The following is a 17207-nucleotide window of genomic DNA, read 5'->3' on the forward strand; positions in this document are numbered from 1 at the left end:
TCTAGGCAACATGGAATCAATACGACTGCAAAACCTCCGCTCCTTGCGCGACTCGAGCTTCATACGCTTGGCGCCCATCACGCTCTTAGTTGGAGGCAATAGCTCCGGGAAGAGTACATTCCTCCGAGCTTTGCCGCTCTTACGTCAGAGCGCTGAAACCGCAACCACCGGGCCGATTCTATGGTATGGCAACTACGTGGACTACGGTAGCTTCACGGAGAGTGTATCCTCATTCACCAACGAGAAAGAGATCACACTTTCCTTTCGTATACCTGTCAACTCCACTCACGAAAGAGTTGGCTCCAGCTCATCGCTCGGTTGGCGACGATACCCTGGCTATCGCATCGTTGCACCGGAGAATACAACATGCGATGTCGCTATATCGATTCGTGGAGATGGGATCACCAATAGAAACTATGTTCGCTCGTTGGAATTGTCTTTGCTCAATCATGTTGCATGTCTCTACTTCGAAGAAGACGCATCACTTTCTCGGTTTGTTGTCAACGGAGAAGAAGTGCCAAGGGACGCACACAAACGCATTGAGGTGCGCCCAGGCATCATACTTCCTAGACTTCTTGTTAGGAGAGATGATTTCGATCTCATAGCCAATGAGCAACTATCATCTCCTTCAAGCCTCAAGGCCTATCTGTTCCGAGAGAGTCTAGTGACCTGCCTGAGGCAATTCGTCCACGGAAATGCAAAGGATATGAGCATATGGTCGAATGCCGCCAGACTTCCTCTCAGTGATCAGAATAGCATGGTTCATCACATCGCGTCATTGCCCAATCTTCGGAAGGGAGCGAGCGACAGTATTCGACGCGCGGACTCTGCTAGTCCAGCACTCTCAAAGCTCATTCGCCTCTTAGTCGCCAGCTCAGTCCCGGCAATCTTGAACGACTGCGATATCTACATATCGCAGTTTGCGAGCCGCGTCCATTACGCGAAACCTGTTCGAGCCACGGCGGAGCGCTACTACCGACAGCAGGATCTTGCTGTGAATGAAATCGACTCTGACGGCCGAAATGTAGCGATGTTCCTTCGGAGTCTGTCGTTGGAAGAACGCACTGACTTTTCAAACTGGCTTCAGTCGGAACTGAACATCAAAGTGTCTGCGCAAGAGGACACAGGCCACGTATCACTATTCGTAGCAGAGGGTGGAGGTGAATACAATCTTGCAGACGTTGGATTCGGGTTCAGTCAACTCCTTCCGGTAGTTGCCCACCTTTGGGCTACTCAGCGTAGCAGAGGATCAATTCAGCCGGTCCCACCAACCTGCTTTGCGATCGAGCAACCAGAACTGCACCTCCACCCGAGGATCCAAGCTCAACTAGTAGATGTCTTCATTCGAGCTGTAAAGTCCGCTCGAAAGCAAGGCATCGATTTGCGTCTCATTATTGAAACTCATAGCGAGACTATGGTTAACCGTATTGGCAGTAAGATTGCTTCATCTGACCTCGCGCCAGAAGATGCAATGGTTGTGGTCTTTGAAAGAAAGCCGACATCTCCAGCAACGGAAGTGTCGATCGCCAGTTTTGATGCACAGGGCGCACTTCAGAACTGGCCCTTTGGATTTTTTGAACCAGAGCTGTAAGCATGCTAATTGAGCTCTCAGATGAGTTCCTTTCCTTCTCAAATTTTGACGACGATAGCTGGGCGACCGCTTTGGATATTTTGCTCTCTTCGTTCCGAGAGGGAAGCCATCTCTTGCTTATCAGCAGTGCATTGGCTAAGCACCTCTGCACTTCAGCTGGACTGTCCCAAAGAGGGAAGGCAACAATCACGCATGCTGCTAACGATCGCCCAGAAAGACTGTCCTTACTGCCAAAACTCTCTGTGCGTGTATTGGTATCTCCAACTTCGCCAACTTCTGTCGATAGCTTCCAAGAAGGCTCAGTCATTCGCGTTCCCTTGACTCACTTTCAGCATCTTGCGTCGGTCCAGAAGACGACGGTACTGGGAGAGAACATTCTCGACTCTGAATTCGCAGTCTTAATCGCAAGATCGTATGCAGCGTCACAACGAATTCGCCCTCTCTTAGCTTTTGAAGCTCGTGGCGGAGGCGGGTCCACAATCGACCGGGAGTTTGATCAAGTTCAACAATCGAGAAAACTTTGTATTGCAATAGTGGACAGCGACAAACAAGCTCCCGATGCACCCCTCGGAAATACAGCAACAGCCATTCTGCGCATGCGAAGTAGCGATAAACCTTGGGCAGAAGTTGTCCTGCTTGCGGTCCGCGAGTCCGAGAATGCGCTTTCATTGAGGCTTCTGAGCGATCTTTGCGAAACCGAGCCGAACTTTCGCGAGGCATTTTCGAGAGTCGCGAATCTCTGTGAAAACGGATTTGGAGAGGCCCTCTCCTATCTCGACTTGAAGAAGGGCTTGAGAATGGACAAGGTCTACTCGATCGAACATAGCCCAGCGAAGGACTGGTGGATTAGCAATATCATTGAACTATCCGGGCGAATCACACCGCTGGTCCATACAGACTGTATGGCTGAGGAGCGATGCAAGACGCCCACCGCATGCGAATGCCAGGTAGCGCTCGGGTTTGGCGACAACTTACTGAAGCACAGCATCGAGATGCTAAATAGACAGACGGCCCAACGCACGAATCAGGCACTCTGCGAGAGGACCCATGATCTTTGGAGCAGTGTGGGCAAGTCAGTTTTTTCATGGTGCTGCGCTTCACCCCCGCTTCGAACATAGCGCTAGAAGGAAACGATTTACTCGTCGAGTGTGCGCAAGTCTTCGCATGCCGTAGTTCACCATTCATGGCGAATCCCCCCACTAAGAGACCGCTACAAGACAAGAAGACAACCGCGTCATAGGCTTTTGCACCTGAGCGTTGTGCAGTCGATTTTGCTGATGCGGGAGAGGTCTCGTTCAGTTCGCCGCTTTTCAGTTGCATGCAGCCCGCAGGAAATTCGCACCGCAGCCTGCGGACTCTCCGATACGCAAGCAACGTTCGGAGCATTTGAGCCAAAACACCGCGCATTGCCGCGTGTCGAGATAGGCAGCTCCACGTCCTCTCCGCCTTCCTCACCCGACCCGCCCCATGCCCATTCCCCACGCTCCCCTCGCGGTCCCGCGTCGGCTGGTTCGCATGATCGCCCTCCTGGCCGCGACCTCTATCAGCCTGGCCGGATGCGGAGTGGGAGGCAGTGACGGCACCACCACGCCCCCTCCCCCGCCGCCGCCGGATGTCACCGTGTCCAGTGTCGCGGTCTCCCTGGCCAGCGGCTCGGTAGAAGTCGGCGCCACCTCACAGGCCACCGCCGTCGCCCGCAATGCCGCCGGCACCGAGCTCACCGGCAAGTCCATCACCTGGACCTCCTCAGCGTCCACCGTGGCCACGGTCTCCGCGGCGGGTCTCGTGACCGCCGTGGCCTAGGGGACGGCCACCATCACCGCCACCAGCGAAGGACGCACGGGCAGCGCCACACTCACCGTGACGCCGGCGCCCGTCGCCACCATCAGCGTCACGCTCGCGCCAGCATCACTGGTCGTGAGTCGCACCGCCCAGGCCACGGCCGTCATGCGCGATGCGGCGAACAACACCCTGGCCGGCCGCACGGCCACGTGGTCGTCCTCGGTCACCAATATCGCCACCGTGAGCGCGGCGGGATTGGTCACCGCAGTAGCACCCGGCACGGCCACCAATGAAGGACGCACCGGCACGGCCGCACTCACCGTGTCCGCACCGGCCATCGCATCCATCACCTTCCCGGCCGACAGCATCGGCGTGCCGCTGCGGGCACGCGCGCAACTCACGCCGGTGGTGCGCGATGAACTGGGCGCGGTGGTCACCGGTCGCACCATCACCTATCAGTCGAGCGCGACGAACCTCGTGTCTGTTTCGGCTACGGGTGAGGTGCGCTCCGTGCTGCCGGGCAGTGCCACCATCACCGCTACTGTGGAAGGCAAAAGCGGCACGGTGAAGGTGGGCGGCACACTCGCCGACCTGTCGGCCATCGTGGACTCCATACGTCAGGCGCGCGGCATGCCCGCAATGGGCGGCGCCATTGTGCACCGCGAAGGACTGATCGGCCTGGGTGTTGGCGGCACACGCCGAGCGACTGGCGGCGCGGCGGTGACGGTGAATGACAAGTGGCATCTGGGCTCCAATACCAAGGCGCTCACTGGCGTGCTCGCTGGCATGGCGGTGGACGCGGGGGTGCTCACGTGGAATCGCACCGTGTCGCAGGCATTTCCCGAGCTGAGTGGCAGCATGTTGCGGTGTACGGCCCTGTGCCGCTCACCGAACTGCTCGCCCACACCAGCGGCATGATCAACTCGGTGTCGGCGCTGGTGGGCGCGAGCACCACCAACCTGCCCGCCGCGCGCATGCCGTGGACCGATCACGCGCTGCGTCAGCAACCCAACAACGCCCGCGGCACGTACTACTACAGCAACACCGCGTTTGGCATGGCGGGTGCGATGATCGAGCGTGCGTGGTCGAGCACGTACGAAACGCTCATGCAGCAGCGCCTGTTCACCCCACTCGGTCTCGTGGGTGTGGGCTGGGGTCCCACCACTGCGGCCGGCGCCAATGATCAGCCGCAGGGACATCGCCTGCAGGGCAGTACCTGGGTGGTGTGCGAAGGGTGCGACAATCCGCCCGGACTGTCGTCAGCGGGTACGGTACACATGCCGCTGCGGGCGTGGGCGCGCATCATGCAGGAGCTGCTGCTGGCCGATCAGGGACGCAGCACGCTGCTCACGCAGACCACCGCGCGATTCCTCGTTTGTGGGTGCGCCGTAGCGGGCCGGTGTGGTGGCTCGAATGGCTGGATGCGGTGAGCGGTGTTTACTTGGGTGTTGTACGCCCCCTGTGACCTATCGACGCCTGTTCGCCACAGGCATGCGCGTGGAGATTGGCGCATGATGCTGAAGCTGGTATTGCCGACACCATTGATGGTGCGCTGCCTGGCGCTGCTTGTCGGGTGTCTCATGGCCGTGCCCGTTGTACTCGGGGCGCAGAGCCAGCCGCGCCGCCCGGCGGCCGTGGTGCAGATCTCGGTCATCGACTCTGCACTGCGTCCCGTGGAGTCTGCCGAGGTGCTGGTACGGCAGGGGCTGCGCACCTTGGGCGTGACGCGAGTCAATGCTGCTGGCGCCGCGACACTGTCGATCGTGGACGACTCGTCCATGTTCGAAGTCGTTGCGCGTCAATTGGGATTCGGCCCGGCACGCCGATTCGTGCGTCTGGTATTTGGTGATACCATCTCATTGATCCTGACGCTGACGCCATCACCACAACAGCTCGCCGCCGTTCAGGTCACGGCACGGGAGTCACTCCGGCAACGGGCGTACCACCTCGACGGTGAAACCATTGCAGCGAGCACGCTCCCCATCCGCAGTGCGCTGGACGTGATGTTGCGGTTGCGTCCCTACATGCTCACCAGCCTCAGTGGTGGCACCGTATGTGGCACGGTGCAGGAAGTGTGGGTCAACGGGACACGCGTACCGAAAGACCTCATGCCCGATCCGCGGCAGGTGGGGAGAAAGGTGCTGGGGCGCAGCGTGTCGCCTGCGGTACTCACCATCCTCGAGTCCATCAAGCCGGAACACATCGCCGAGATGTCCTACATCGACTGCTTTGGCGGCACGGTGCAAAAGGTCGGCAGTGAGGACGCGGTGTACATCGTGCTCAAGCCGGACATCGAGTATCGCTGGCCGGACGGCACCTTTCATGTGAGCGACACCGCGCGGGCAGGACGGATGTAGTTGGACGCTTGGGAGTGCCCGGTAGTGGAGCAAGAAAGGCCTACCGGGCACTCCTGTTGAATGTCAGACGCTGGGCCGTTCGCGGCCCTGGCTGTCCTTCGATGGTCGTTGGTGAGCGTGTGTACTTACGGCTCCAACACGATATCTGTCTGTCCTACGTACGTACACACCGTCGGACTGATCAAATCGTGATTGCACATGAAGCCATCTGACGCCCGCCACGTATACACCCGACGGTTGCCCCCGACGTCCTGCATATCAATTTGCGGTCTCCATTGACCTATAGCTGCCAACGACGAGAAGGTCGTGGTGCATGACCAGACTCCGGATGTTGGCGAACCAGAAGTGCGCGTCGCAACACATTCCGCGTGCTGTGTTGTTGTGGTACTCCTCCAGTAGAGCCATACGTTCTGCACCCCACTCATATCGTCGGTCAGAGTGAGATTGACAGTCACGACGCGGGGGCTTGGAGTCTGGATGTTCATCGCTTGGAGCACCGGTGGTGACCCATCGCTACTGCCTGTGATCAGGACGGTCGGCGGAATGAAGCAGCCTCCCGTCGATCGGCAGAGCGAGGCGCCGTTCGGAACATAGTCGACGTTCCGGGTCCACCCTCCATTGCCAGCGCGATCAGAGAAAATCAGCTTGGTGAGTCGCCACGTCCCCGTTTGCGCCCCTGCGGGGATGAAGAGACGACACTCCCAGAGTCCCGCAGTTGGTGTACCACTCGAACGACTACATGAGAATTCTGTCGTCTGCCCTACGGGACCGGTGATCGTACCGAGCGCTCCGTCGAAAAGCAGGTGACTCCCGACACCGGAGCGATCATCGGTGAAATCCACGCCGAACAACAAGGTCCAGGGTCGCGTACTGGCGTCAATAGTGACCGTCGGGCCGTAACTCAGATCGCCATCGCGGCGTACCTGTACCCGCGACACGCTGGGTGGCGTGATGTCTTGTTGTCCGCTTACGATGTTGAGGCTAGGTGGTGCGGGAAGGCACCGCGCGCCAACGCCTGCGCGATCGCACAAGCCCGCTGGATACACACGCCAGACAGCGAAGTTTTCGACATTGTCGCTTAGCCCGACCATGTCGAAGCGCCACACTCCTGCTTCGGCATAGCGCGGGAATGTCGACTGACAAATCCACTCACCGTTGGTATCGCTTCCCGAGTCCGGCGGGCGATCAAAGTAGCATGGGAAGCGAATCTGTCGACCACTGGGACTCAGCAGCCGCACATCGATAAACTTCACCCCAGCCGCGTTGTCAGTGATCGCAAGGAGAATCCCAAGCGAGGCGTCCCCATTCGTAACGTCGAGCGTGGCGGAACTCGCGAACGGGCCGCTCGCCCCATTCCGGAAGAGCATGTTCCGGATCATCGGCGATTCCAGATCCTGGCGATTGTCCGGATTTCTCCGCATGACCACATACACACTGAAGCTCGCAATCTCGGCGGACACCGTGTTGTTGACGGTATCCACACGTCCCGCATCCTGCTGCACGTACGCGCCGTTCACCACCTTGTGGATGCGGAGTTCGCTCTCGTCCAGCCCAGCCGGCAGTCGGGTCGGATCATACGCGATCGTGATGACCACCGGCTTGAGGAACTGCAATCCATCCGGACCGAAGTCCCAGGCAGTTCCGGGCGCCAACGGTTGCGGCGCGGTTGGCAAACCACTCGCCGGCTCGGCCGTCAATCGTACAGGATTGGCCAGCGCGCCTTCGGGCAGCACCAATCGCATCCGACCATCGCGGCTGACGATCGTACCACCGGCCGGCCCCACGTCGCCTTCCGCACGATTCTTGTAGATGCTGAACTGAATGGACACTGCCGTCGCTGAAGTCAGCAGCGGCGCAACAGTCGGTGAAGTACGCAAGCCCCATCGCCCGCGCACCACGTCAATCAGCACGGCGCCCTGCTCTGCAGCCCCCACCACCGTGCGGATCCGATAAGTCCGGCGAGTGGTGAGTGTAGGACTCATGATGTTCCACCACGCTTCATAGCGCCCCACACCGGCATTGCGCGTGAGTGGCTCCTGCCCCGCTGTGGGCGTGGTGCTGAACACGACCGTGGCGGGTCCACTGCATGCGCCATTGACCCACGGGCAGATCTCCACCACCGGATTCGATGTCCCGTCGAAGTCCGCCGCAGCCGCCGCGCCGTTGCCCAGTGGCGAGAGCCACGCAAAGAGTCCGGATGCGCCTCCCTCATTCCCCGACAAGAGATGCACGGCACCTGGGTGGCTCGGCGGATCGACCAATGTCGCCCGGTCACTGCAGGCACCAACGAACAAGGCGGCCCCCACGACGGCCGCCGAGAATCTTTGGAAGAGACGCGCACTCATGAGCGGATCCTCCCACGACGGATCATCACGCCGATCAGCCCCGCGCCAACAAGCACCAGCGTCGCCGGCTCCGGTACCGTCGATGTGGGCACCGACCCACACGGCATGTCGGGATCACCACAACTCTCGGCGAATGGGGCGCTCCCGAGCCCGACGACTTCCATGTTGAGCAGTGAGAACGTCGAGAGATCCAGCCCAATCGGTGAGAGGAAGGAGAACACAAATGCGTCATTGCCGCCGCAGGTGTTGCCGGCCTGTCCAAACCCCGCGCTGCTGCCAGCCGGAACGCAGTTCCCGACGCCGTGATCATTGAGTGCACTCAGGAACAGGACATCGCCTCCGAAGAACAGACTCCAGGGAGAATTGTCGGTGATCGTCGCCGATCCCTGGGCCGTTGGCGACAGCATCAGATCGAGTGGCGTGGCCAGCGTCGTTGCCCCGGTGGCGAAGACGAGGTTGTAGATGCTCGTGCCCATCAGCGGCTGGGTAAGCGACCCCATGTTGTTGATGGCGATCTGGAGCATCGTGCCGTCCACGACGCTTTGAGTACTGAAATCGATCGTGGCGCAGTTCCGGAGCGGTCCCACAGTACAGGCCGACAGGGGCATGGACTGCTGCGATGAGGCCGACGTCGCGAGCAGCGCCGAGGCCAAGGTGGCAATACCGTACCTGAACGCGCGCCCGAGTGTCCGTACCGGCGTCGTACCTTCCGTGAACCGGGACATGCTGTTGATTCCAACCATCCGTGCAGCAGAATTCATGACAGCTCCCGGCGTTCGCGTGAGGGTGCGGGCGCTATACGCGCACACTCACTATTCATCAGGGAATTGTCATTGGCATGGTGCAGCGTGCACTAGGGAAACTCAGCACCCTTCAGAGTATCTATTCCGCCGGATAGGCTACCCGGCCGGTCATCAGCTGGTAACTGTCGCTGCGAACGTCTCTCTTCGTCGAAGAGGAACCATGTCAGAGTCTGTTGCATCAATTCCACTGGTTCGCACTCGCTCGATCCGCCTTACGGTGACCAGCGCGGTCCTCCTCCTACTTCAGGCATCGTGCGGAGGCCGCGAAGCACAGCCATCCGCGCCGCCGGACCCGGTTCCGACGAATCCGATCCCGGCAATCATTCGTGTAGCTCCCGATTCGTCCAGGCTTTCGTCGCTTGGAGACACGATCGTGTTGCGCGCAACGGTGAGCGACGCGAGTGGCAGGGAAATGAACAATGTGGTGCCAACCTGGCATTCAACTACCACTGCTGTCGCCAGTGTATCAGGGAGTGGTGTCGTCACGGCGCTCGCCAACGGCGTAGCGACGATCGACGTCGCGGTCGGCACGCTCAGGGCGTCGGCTCGTGTGGTCGTCGGTCAACGCCCCGCGACGCTGCGCGTAGCCGCAGACTCGATGCGCTTACACGCCCTTCGCGATACCGTCACGCTGCACGCGACCGCAAGCGATGCAAACGGCCATGTGATTGCCAACGCGACCACGACGTGGATTTCCCTCGCACCCGAGATCGCCAGTATTACTCCCGGCGGGCTCGTCACCGCGCTCGCAAATGGTGACGCAGTATTCCGGGTGAACGCTGGAAGCACGCTCTCAGCAGAGGTGCGTCTGCGAGTCGCCCAGCGTGGGACGCGCCTCGCCGTGTTGTCTCAGCCTCTGGGCGCCATGGCTGGCGTCGCGTTCAGAGCGCAACCGATCGTGCAACTCGTCGACCGCAACGGATACCCTGTACGTGGGAGCGACTCCGTGCGCATCGCGGCGTCGCTCGTTTTGGTGGATGGGGCACGTACCGCCGTATTGGTCGGCAGTACAGCACAAAGCATGGCGGAGGGGCTCGCGCGCTTCGCCAATCTGCGGGTGGATGGCGCCGTCGGCACCTATCGCCTGCGCTTCACATCCACCGGCCTCATCGAGACGCTCACCGAAGCGTTTTTACTCGAACCAGGGGCGCCAGAGTCGCTCACACCGGCGAAGCCAGTGAGCGCTCTGATGATTGCGGGGACGACGATCGATACGGTGATGGTGTTGGTGACGGATCGATTCGGCAATGCCGTCTCGGGTTCCCCGGTACGTTGGCGGGTCACCACGGGCAACGGTTCCGTCCGACCCTTGACTGACGTCACCGATATCAACGGTCACGCTCGGGCTACGTGGACGGTTGGAGTGGAACTGGATGTCCAGAATCAGCTCGAGGCATCGCTGGGACCTTCGGAGTCTGCACTTCGGGCGCAGTTTGCGACCCGAACGGATGCTCCAATGGCTCCGCTCCGCTTCCGGGATGACACTGACTGGGTGTCTCCGACACGTCATGCGACGATCAGGGTGATCGACGCGAGAGGCCTGGTGGTTCCGCCGCGCCTCGTGACGTATCGCGTCGACAACTACAGCGGTGGCAATCCACCGGCCGCTTTCTCTGTGGACTCCAACGGCGTCGTGTCATTCACCAGTATCGGCGACAGGCGGACATGGTCCTTCCGGATCCGGGCCCAGACAGCGCTCGCCCCGGTTCGAGGACTGATGCTCCTTGTCGCCCACAGTGTGCCGGCTGATCGTGTGATCGTGGCAACCGAGCACTGGCGTCTTGTCCTGCCGCGCAAGTGGATTGCCGACCTTGACGCAACCGTTCCGGACTGGCGCACTGCGTTCGATGTCGGGTGGCTGGGCCAAAAGGAGCTCATGGGAATGACTCTCGAGGAAGCCAACAATGCGGCGATACCCAACAATCCGCTGCTGCCGCAATCAAGTGGGACGGACGATGAGGTGGTCTGTGGTCTTTCATCTCTACCTCTCACATTCGGCGCGCCCTGCTTTGCCTTCCCGAATGGCGCGTATGGCAACCATCCGCGCTGGTTCATCATCTTCCATGAGCTTGGACACCAGAGTACGCTGGCGCAGCAGGGGCGTGCCGTCTTCTATAACGCCCGGGGATCGACCTTTCTGGAAAGCGACGCATCGCTGTTGTCGCTGTGGTCATCGTACCGCATGATGAATTCCAGTCGCCTGAGTGCCTCTGCCCGCACGAGCGTGGCGGGCACATTCCATGAGGATACTGCCAGGTTCAGTGTGGCTCTGCGACGCTGGGGAGAGTCCACTCAGGCGTGGACGGACCATAACGAGCCCAATGGCTTCAATGCCGACATGCTCAATGGTATTCATGCCCAGTTGATCCGCGACTACGGCTGGGACTGGGTTCCACGGTATGCACGCACCTTCCGAAACGATCCGTTCGTCTGTGCCACGCTCCGAGGTAACGCGAACTGCTTCGCCGTGCCCGACAACTCGACTCCCACTCAACGGGCCACCTTTGCGGCGGCGGCATTGAGCGCTGCCGTTCGGGCCGACCTGCGCCCGCGCTTGCTGTCGTGGCGGTTTCCCATCGATGCCGCACTCTTCCAGACCCTGCGGAGCCATCTCGAAACGGCGGTCGATCGAGGTTGGTAGGGGGTCGTCGAGCAGCTTCGCCGGAAGTCTTCCCGAAGTCGCTAGTGAACGGCGACCGCTCGCTTTGCCGTAACATACACCAAGAGAGGCACACCGAATGGTGCGCCTCTCTTGCGTTCGCGGGATCTTCCTCAGGAGTGCGCTGCGACGCTCGGCAACAGTTCCTCGAGCTTGTCGAACGACCCCGTCCAGCCCTGCGTCATGCCGGAGCGTTCCGCGACAAAGGCCGCGATCTCTTCCGCTGTGACAACGCCAAGCACTTCACTGCGCACCTGCACCCGCGTCTGCCCTGCGCCTTCTTCCGTGAACGTCACTGTGGTCACCATCTTCTCCGGCCACGTGGGCGCGCCCGGCTGACGCGTGATGTTCTCGTGTTCATCGGCGAAGTACTGCGAGTACACAATGCGATCGGGACGCTGCACGTCGAGATACTCGAAACGGCCGTACATGGTGAAGTCGCCGCTCGACATCGACCAGAACGCATCACCACCCGTGCGGATGTCCACGCGACGGAAGGCCATCGTCATGCCAGTGGGCGGCAGCCACTGCGCGAGATGCGCGGGTGTGGTCCACATGTCGAACACCGAGGCGATGGGCGCATCGAAGCTGCGGTTGATGACAAACAGTTCGCGGCCCTGATCGTCTTTCTCCAGATACTCGGCCAGGCGATCCCAGGTGGAGTTGCCACCGGCAGCCTTGATGAAGCCGCGTGTCTTCTGCGCCTCTTCGGCCGTGGCGAGTGTCATGCACATGTCGAACTGCGTCTTGCCACCCAGGTCGCGGAATTGTGCGACCACATGAAACAGCGGCTTCGCGTCGGCCGATGATGCGCCGTGATCGTACACAAGACGCTCACGCGGCACGACTTCGTGGTAGCGCGCGTAGTTCGGCCAGTCTTTGCCATCGGGGCCGTGCATGATGTAGTCCCAGTGCCCGCCGGCGCGCAGGTCCTTGGACTTGGTGGTGATGGTGAAGCCTCGCGGTCCCCACCACTGGGCCACCTGGGCCAGGTCGGTCCAGGCATCCCACACCGCCGCGACGGGCGCGTCGTACACGCGGGTGAGGCGAATCTCGTTGCTGGCTGCCGCTGCGGTCATGGTTCGTGGTTCTCGGACGGGGTGGTGGGAGCGTTCTGGGTGACGGTCTTGAGGTACTCGCCAAGTCGATCGAGGCTGTCTTCCATGTGGGCCCGGTAGGCCTCCATCCACTCGTTGATGTCCTTGAGCGGTTCCGGATTGAGCCGGCACGGTCGCCACTGCGCATCGCGGCCCTTAGTCACGAGACCGGCCTTTTCGAGCACCTTGAGGTGTTTGGTGACGCCGGGGAGCGTCATCTGCGACAGGAACGGCTCAGCGAGTTCGGTGACACTGGCTTCCCCTTCCCGGAGCCGGGCAAGGATCGCCCGCCTCGTAGGGTCTGCCAGTGCGGAGAAGGTTTGACTGAGCGGATCTTGCATGTCGTACCGTTTAGTTAATTAACTGTTTGGTATAATAAAGGGCACAATTCGTTGCGCAAGTGGGTGCGACACCGTGAGGAGAGTCGACGCCGACGCGCCCACCCGGTGAGCAACAGATGGCTCGAAGGATCCGGAATCCCTTGTTCTCCAGACATAGCTTACTGCATGGAAATTGTCCCGTTCTCTCCTGCCTACGCGCCCGCCTTCACCGCGCTCAACCGTGCGTGGATCGAGCGGCTGTTCACTATCGAGCCAGCCGACCTCAAGGTTCTGAATGATCCGCAAACGGCCATCATCGACCAAGGCGGACAGATCTTCTTCGCGGTCGAGCGCGGTGTGGCCGCTGGTACCGCAGCGGCCGTCCATGTCGGCAATGGTCGCTACGAACTGGCCAAGATGGCCGTCGACCCAGCGCACCAGGGTGCCGGGCTTGGCTTCCTGCTCGGACAGGCGGTGGTCGAGTGGGTGCGCGCACAAGAACAGGCGCAGTCGCTGTTTCTCGTGACCAACAGCTCGCTGCAGGGCGCCATTCGGCTGTACGAACGGCTCGGTTTTCATCATGCCCCGATGCCGCCGGGATCTGAATACGCGCGAGCCGATGTGTACATGGAGCTCACCGAGCTCTGATCATGGCCGCCGGACGGGCACATCCACAAAACTGCCCGGCATCAACCGCAGGCTCATTGGAGTCACGGCGTCCGACGCACGCTCGGCGCTCACATCGCCGCCGGTGCCATGATTCACCTGATGCCCGGCGTCCTTGTTCACATCGATCACGAGCAACAGCCGACTCCCCGCCTGCATACGTCGGCTGGTCATGCGCGACCGTGTGAACGGCAGCGTGGTTTGCTGGCCCGGTACCAGCAGTTTCCGCTGGGCAAGATCCCGCACATGACTGGCCCGTCCGAGATAATACGACAGATGAAACACCCGTCCGTCGGGTAGCAATTCGTATAGCACCACATTGAAATCGAAGTCGCGGGTATTGGTGATCACCTCGAGTGATCCCGAAATGGCACCACTCACCTCGGTGGGTGCTGAAAACGGTGCACTGACAAACGTGAGTGCATCACCGAACTCCGGCACCGGGCCGAGTACGTTCACGGGATAGTAGCCGACATGCTGCGTGGTGCGATCGGCCATGTTGGCGATGCGCACGATGCCCGGATGATCCTTCCGCGCCGTGTCGAGTGTGAAATGTGCACCATCACGCGCTGCGGTTGGATACAGGCGGAGTGGTCGTTCAGCGAGCGCCGCCAGCGACGGTGCATGACGCCACACATTGGCGCCCATGACCTGGTGATTGACCTTGTCCGCCAGCAGCGCTGGCCTGGGGGCACCACGCAAGACGTGATCGAGCCAGGCAAAGGTCAGCGTCGTGGTGTTGAACTGCGCCACAGAATCGAGCACATGGCCCCTGACTTCCGCGGACTTGCGTGCCGCGCCTGCACCGCCGTGATCGTATGGGCCAATCACCAGATAGTGCGCCGCATCGGGCCGGTACCGCATGTGCTCACGCACATAGTGCAACGCGGAGATCTGGCCATCGTCGAAATAGCCGGTGATGGACAGCACAGGGATGTCGATCCTGGCAAAGTCTGCCCCATAGGGCACCATACGCTGCCAGTAGCTGTCGAATGTGGGATGCGTCAGCCAACGTTGCAGAAGGGGGTTGGGGGTTCCATCCACCTGATCGATGTCACGGAATGGCCTTCCACTCTCGTACCAACGTTCGGCCAGTTGATTCCACCGATTGCGATCGAAGTACGTGTCGTTGTCGAGCTCGCGATTGTTGCTCACATAAAACGGCCAGGCATAGTTCGCCGTGAGAAACACATTGTTCTCCATCGGCACGCCCTGACCAGGAATGGCGGCCGCCGAGACGACAATGGTGCGCAACGCCGGATGTTTCCGTTTGGTGGCCGCCCACGCCGTGAACCCCTCGTAGCTGGCGCCGTACATGCCGATTCGCCCATCGCTCCACGGCTGTGCGGCAATCCAGTCGAGCACCGCATGGGTGTCATTCGCCTCTGCTTCGTACGGACGAATGGTGTCGCGACTGAGTCGCTTCCCGCGCGCGTCGGCCACCACACCCACATATCCGTGCGATGCCGCGCGCCGCGCCGTTTCGAGATGCTGCCTGCTATTGGTGTAAATGGTGAAGTTGAACGCCGTGGGTTGCCGCGTCGTGGTACGGCGTGGTCGCACCACTACAGCCGACAAGGTGATCCCTTCGCGTGTGCGCACCAGCACGGCGGTATCGGTCAGGTAGCGACGCGTGTTCTCCGCCGCGAGTACCTCGGGCAAGGACGATTCCAGCGCCTGCAGCGCGCGTTGCATCACGTGGCTACGCACCAGCGTGATGGCGTCGGCGTTGGACAGGGAATCGCGTGTGGTGGCGCGGGAGACGGCGCTGGCAAGATTGCGCTCGAACACGAAGAATGGTGTTTCGAGGTACCAGCCCACCTCGAACGCGTCCCGATCACTCAATGCCGTCAGCCGCTGCCGGAGCGCGCGCTCGAAGGTCGGTGCGGCCATGCCGGCTTCGGCGCGCGCGGTCAGCAGCACCAGCGCAGGATTGTCCGCCGCGCGTGGTGCGTCCGATCGCGCAGCGATGGTACGCAGCGAGGCCAAAGCACCCGTGGAATCATTGGCGGCCAACTGCAGATAGGCACGATCGGTTAGCTGGCGTAGTGAGCGCGCCGCGTCGGAGAGGCCATCAGGCTGGGCAAGCAAGGCGATCGCCAGACGACGGACTTCGGTATCAAGCAGGGCCGGCTCACGTTCCGCCGCTGGCGCCAGGCGCAGAGGTTGTGCATCAACGCTCCGTGTAGCCGCGATACACAACATCATGCCAGCCACACAGTGGATGACGGCTGGCGGGATGCGCCGAGCGGCTGGAACGAAGGGATTCATACGTGCATTTCCAAGGATGGGGTGAGCCAACCTACGACACCACGTGCCTCCGTGTTTCTTCGTGGGCCAGGGGTTCACCTGCCGCGGACCGCGGTCCAGATTATCGACATGGTCGCCGCACTCCGCCGTCGCGCGGGCGCCGCTGTACTCGCCCTGTTCCTGCTCCGGATCCTGTCCCCGGAGCTTGGACACATGTGTGCGAGCATGTCACCGTCAGCGGATACGACCGACGCGGCGCACGAACACGCGCATGAACACGCGCATGAGCACGAGACGCCGGCCGCGCCCTGTGATTGCGCCGAGTGGTGCTGCTGCATCCCGGCTACGATAGCCAGGCCCACGCACGCGCCCACGGTGTTGGTGGCTATGGTGCCGGCCAAACCTCTGGCAACACCCGCAGCACCGACGGTCCGCGTTGATCGCCCGGATCGGCTGCTGCCATTTGCCAACGCACCGCCCCGCGCGTAACACGAGCGTCTGCTCAGGGCGCACTGCCCTCTCTGCGACAATCTGAACGGCCTGTCCATCGCCTGCACCGCCTCCGGTGTGCAGACGATGCGCTGCTGCATGGATTGCTGGCTCCCCAACATGTAGCCCCACCCACCCTTCCCGACCGCCCACCGACACGATGGTGCGCGGGACACTTTGGTTCGCCCGTCTCCAGACAGGTCCATGAATCAACCCATCGTCACATCGGTTGAAGGCGCGACCACACCACCGGTCGCGCGTGCGATCATCACATCGGCAATGAGTCCGTTCTGCCCGGGGCTCACATTGGAAACCTGTCCGAGCCCTTCGGCGGACAGCTTGCGGCAGGTCATCATCGCGCGGGTGCAGCGAGGTGACGGTCGGGCGAGCATCGAAGCCGACCTCGAACGGGACTTTGGCAGCGCCATTCGCTCCACACCCAAGGCCGAGGGCTTTGGTCTGATCGGATGGGCGGCGCCTGGTCTGTTCCTGCTCATTGGCGCGGTGTGGATGACCCGCTGGCTGCGCCGTCAGACGATCGCGCGGTAGACCGCCATGTCCGTCCAGCGTCGACTCGGTGCGTATTGTGTCCTCATACTCCAGTTGTTCCTGGGTATGCGGCCATTCGCGCTTCCGGGTACGATCGCCGGATCAGCGGGCGGTGACCGACACGAGCATGCGCACGCGCCTGTGCATACGCATGTGCATACGCATGTGCGTACGCATCATGTGCACGAGATGGTGCCCGATGCGCCGGTGCCAGAGACGCACCAGGAGCATGATGAACACGGGGAGCACCGCGAGCATGCGACGGGCTGCCATGCCACGCCCTGCTGCGCCCCCATCGC

The 17207-nt window shown here is 61.3% G+C and carries 17 protein-coding genes; 10 read left to right on the forward strand and 7 right to left on the reverse strand.

Features of this window, described 5'->3' with window-relative positions; all coding sequences use genetic code 11:
- Positions 1 to 10 precede the first annotated feature (10 nt).
- The 3 genes from GAU_RS21955 to GAU_RS21150 all read left to right on the forward strand — a co-directional run bounded on the left by GAU_RS21955 (position 11) and on the right by GAU_RS21150 (position 3394).
- A complete protein-coding gene (locus tag GAU_RS21955) occupies positions 11 to 1591 on the forward strand; it encodes an AAA family ATPase (protein WP_015894732.1) in 1581 nt (526 codons plus the stop codon).
- Between the two features lie 2 nt (positions 1592 to 1593).
- On the forward strand, positions 1594 to 2709 hold the full coding sequence (locus GAU_RS22300; RefSeq protein WP_156799063.1) for a hypothetical protein: 1116 nt from the start codon (positions 1594 to 1596) through the stop codon (positions 2707 to 2709).
- Positions 2710 to 3058: 349 nt separating this feature from the next.
- Entirely contained in the window at positions 3059 to 3394 is a 336-nt protein-coding gene (locus GAU_RS21150) for an Ig-like domain-containing protein (RefSeq protein WP_015894733.1), read from the forward strand.
- Here GAU_RS21150 and GAU_RS22845 read toward each other — a convergent pair.
- Entirely contained in the window at positions 3391 to 3519 is a 129-nt protein-coding gene (locus GAU_RS22845; RefSeq protein WP_269446056.1) for a hypothetical protein, read from the reverse strand. The genes GAU_RS21150 and GAU_RS22845 overlap by 4 nt on opposite strands.
- On the opposite strand from GAU_RS22845, the gene GAU_RS22850 reads away from it, so the two are divergent.
- From GAU_RS22850 to GAU_RS14975, 3 genes are all read left to right on the forward strand, one after another.
- The gene (locus GAU_RS22850) at positions 3509 to 4291 is read left to right on the forward strand and encodes an Ig-like domain-containing protein (RefSeq protein WP_156799064.1); all 783 of its coding nucleotides are present in this window, start codon (positions 3509 to 3511) and stop codon (positions 4289 to 4291) included. The two genes, GAU_RS22845 and GAU_RS22850, sit on opposite strands and share 11 nt — an antisense overlap.
- Positions 4252 to 4803 (forward strand): serine hydrolase, encoded by a 552-nt coding sequence (locus GAU_RS22855; RefSeq protein ID WP_041265574.1) that lies wholly within the window; start codon positions 4252 to 4254, stop codon positions 4801 to 4803. The genes GAU_RS22850 and GAU_RS22855 overlap by 40 nt, the downstream gene beginning before the upstream one ends.
- 81 nt (positions 4804 to 4884) lie before the next feature.
- Positions 4885 to 5730 carry a hypothetical protein gene (locus GAU_RS14975; protein WP_015894736.1) on the forward strand — a complete coding sequence of 282 codons (846 nt, stop codon included), beginning with the start codon at positions 4885 to 4887 and terminating at the stop codon, positions 5728 to 5730.
- A gap of 125 nt (positions 5731 to 5855) precedes the next feature.
- Here the strand turns inward: GAU_RS14975 and GAU_RS14980 are convergent, their stop codons facing one another.
- Positions 5856 to 8075 carry a hypothetical protein gene (locus GAU_RS14980; RefSeq protein ID WP_015894737.1) on the reverse strand — a complete coding sequence of 740 codons (2220 nt, stop codon included), beginning with the start codon at positions 8073 to 8075 and terminating at the stop codon, positions 5856 to 5858.
- The gene (locus tag GAU_RS14985; RefSeq protein WP_015894738.1) at positions 8072 to 8800 is read right to left on the reverse strand and encodes a PEP-CTERM sorting domain-containing protein; all 729 of its coding nucleotides are present in this window, start codon (positions 8798 to 8800) and stop codon (positions 8072 to 8074) included. Before GAU_RS14985 ends, GAU_RS14980 begins: the two co-directional genes overlap by 4 nt.
- Between GAU_RS14985 and GAU_RS14990 the strand changes: the two genes are divergently transcribed.
- Positions 8799 to 11519: an Ig-like domain-containing protein gene (locus tag GAU_RS14990; RefSeq protein WP_015894739.1), complete on the forward strand. Its 2721-nt coding sequence runs from the start codon at positions 8799 to 8801 to the stop codon at positions 11517 to 11519. The two genes, GAU_RS14985 and GAU_RS14990, sit on opposite strands and share 2 nt — an antisense overlap.
- A gap of 131 nt (positions 11520 to 11650) precedes the next feature.
- Here GAU_RS14990 and GAU_RS14995 read toward each other — a convergent pair whose 3' ends face one another.
- Positions 11651 to 12616: an SRPBCC family protein gene (locus tag GAU_RS14995; protein WP_015894740.1), complete on the reverse strand. Its 966-nt coding sequence runs from the start codon at positions 12614 to 12616 to the stop codon at positions 11651 to 11653.
- On the reverse strand, positions 12613 to 12975 hold the full coding sequence (locus GAU_RS15000; RefSeq protein ID WP_015894741.1) for an ArsR/SmtB family transcription factor: 363 nt from the start codon (positions 12973 to 12975) through the stop codon (positions 12613 to 12615). Before GAU_RS15000 ends, GAU_RS14995 begins: the two co-directional genes overlap by 4 nt.
- Positions 12976 to 13140: 165 nt before the next feature.
- On the opposite strand from GAU_RS15000, the gene GAU_RS15005 reads away from it, so the two are divergent.
- Positions 13141 to 13602: a GNAT family N-acetyltransferase gene (locus GAU_RS15005; RefSeq protein WP_041265577.1), complete on the forward strand. Its 462-nt coding sequence runs from the start codon at positions 13141 to 13143 to the stop codon at positions 13600 to 13602.
- Here GAU_RS15005 and GAU_RS15010 read toward each other — a convergent pair whose 3' ends face one another.
- Complete coding sequence (locus GAU_RS15010) at positions 13603 to 15891, reverse strand: CocE/NonD family hydrolase (RefSeq protein WP_156799066.1); 2289 nt, start codon at positions 15889 to 15891, stop codon at positions 13603 to 13605.
- A gap of 108 nt (positions 15892 to 15999) precedes the next feature.
- Here GAU_RS15010 and GAU_RS22310 point away from each other — a divergent pair, with 108 nt between their 5' ends.
- The gene (locus tag GAU_RS22310; RefSeq protein WP_156799067.1) at positions 16000 to 16359 is read left to right on the forward strand and encodes a hypothetical protein; all 360 of its coding nucleotides are present in this window, start codon (positions 16000 to 16002) and stop codon (positions 16357 to 16359) included.
- A gap of 204 nt (positions 16360 to 16563) precedes the next feature.
- Positions 16564 to 16908, forward strand: a complete 345-nt coding sequence (locus GAU_RS15015; protein ID WP_041265578.1) for a cytochrome c-type biogenesis protein CcmH — start codon at positions 16564 to 16566, stop codon at positions 16906 to 16908.
- A gap of 102 nt (positions 16909 to 17010) precedes the next feature.
- Here GAU_RS15015 and GAU_RS22315 read toward each other — a convergent pair whose 3' ends face one another.
- Positions 17011 to 17181: a hypothetical protein gene (locus tag GAU_RS22315; protein WP_015894746.1), complete on the reverse strand. Its 171-nt coding sequence runs from the start codon at positions 17179 to 17181 to the stop codon at positions 17011 to 17013.
- Positions 17182 to 17207 lie beyond the last annotated feature (26 nt).

Source organism: Gemmatimonas aurantiaca T-27 (assembly GCF_000010305.1).
GTDB lineage: Bacteria > Gemmatimonadota > Gemmatimonadetes > Gemmatimonadales > Gemmatimonadaceae > Gemmatimonas > Gemmatimonas aurantiaca.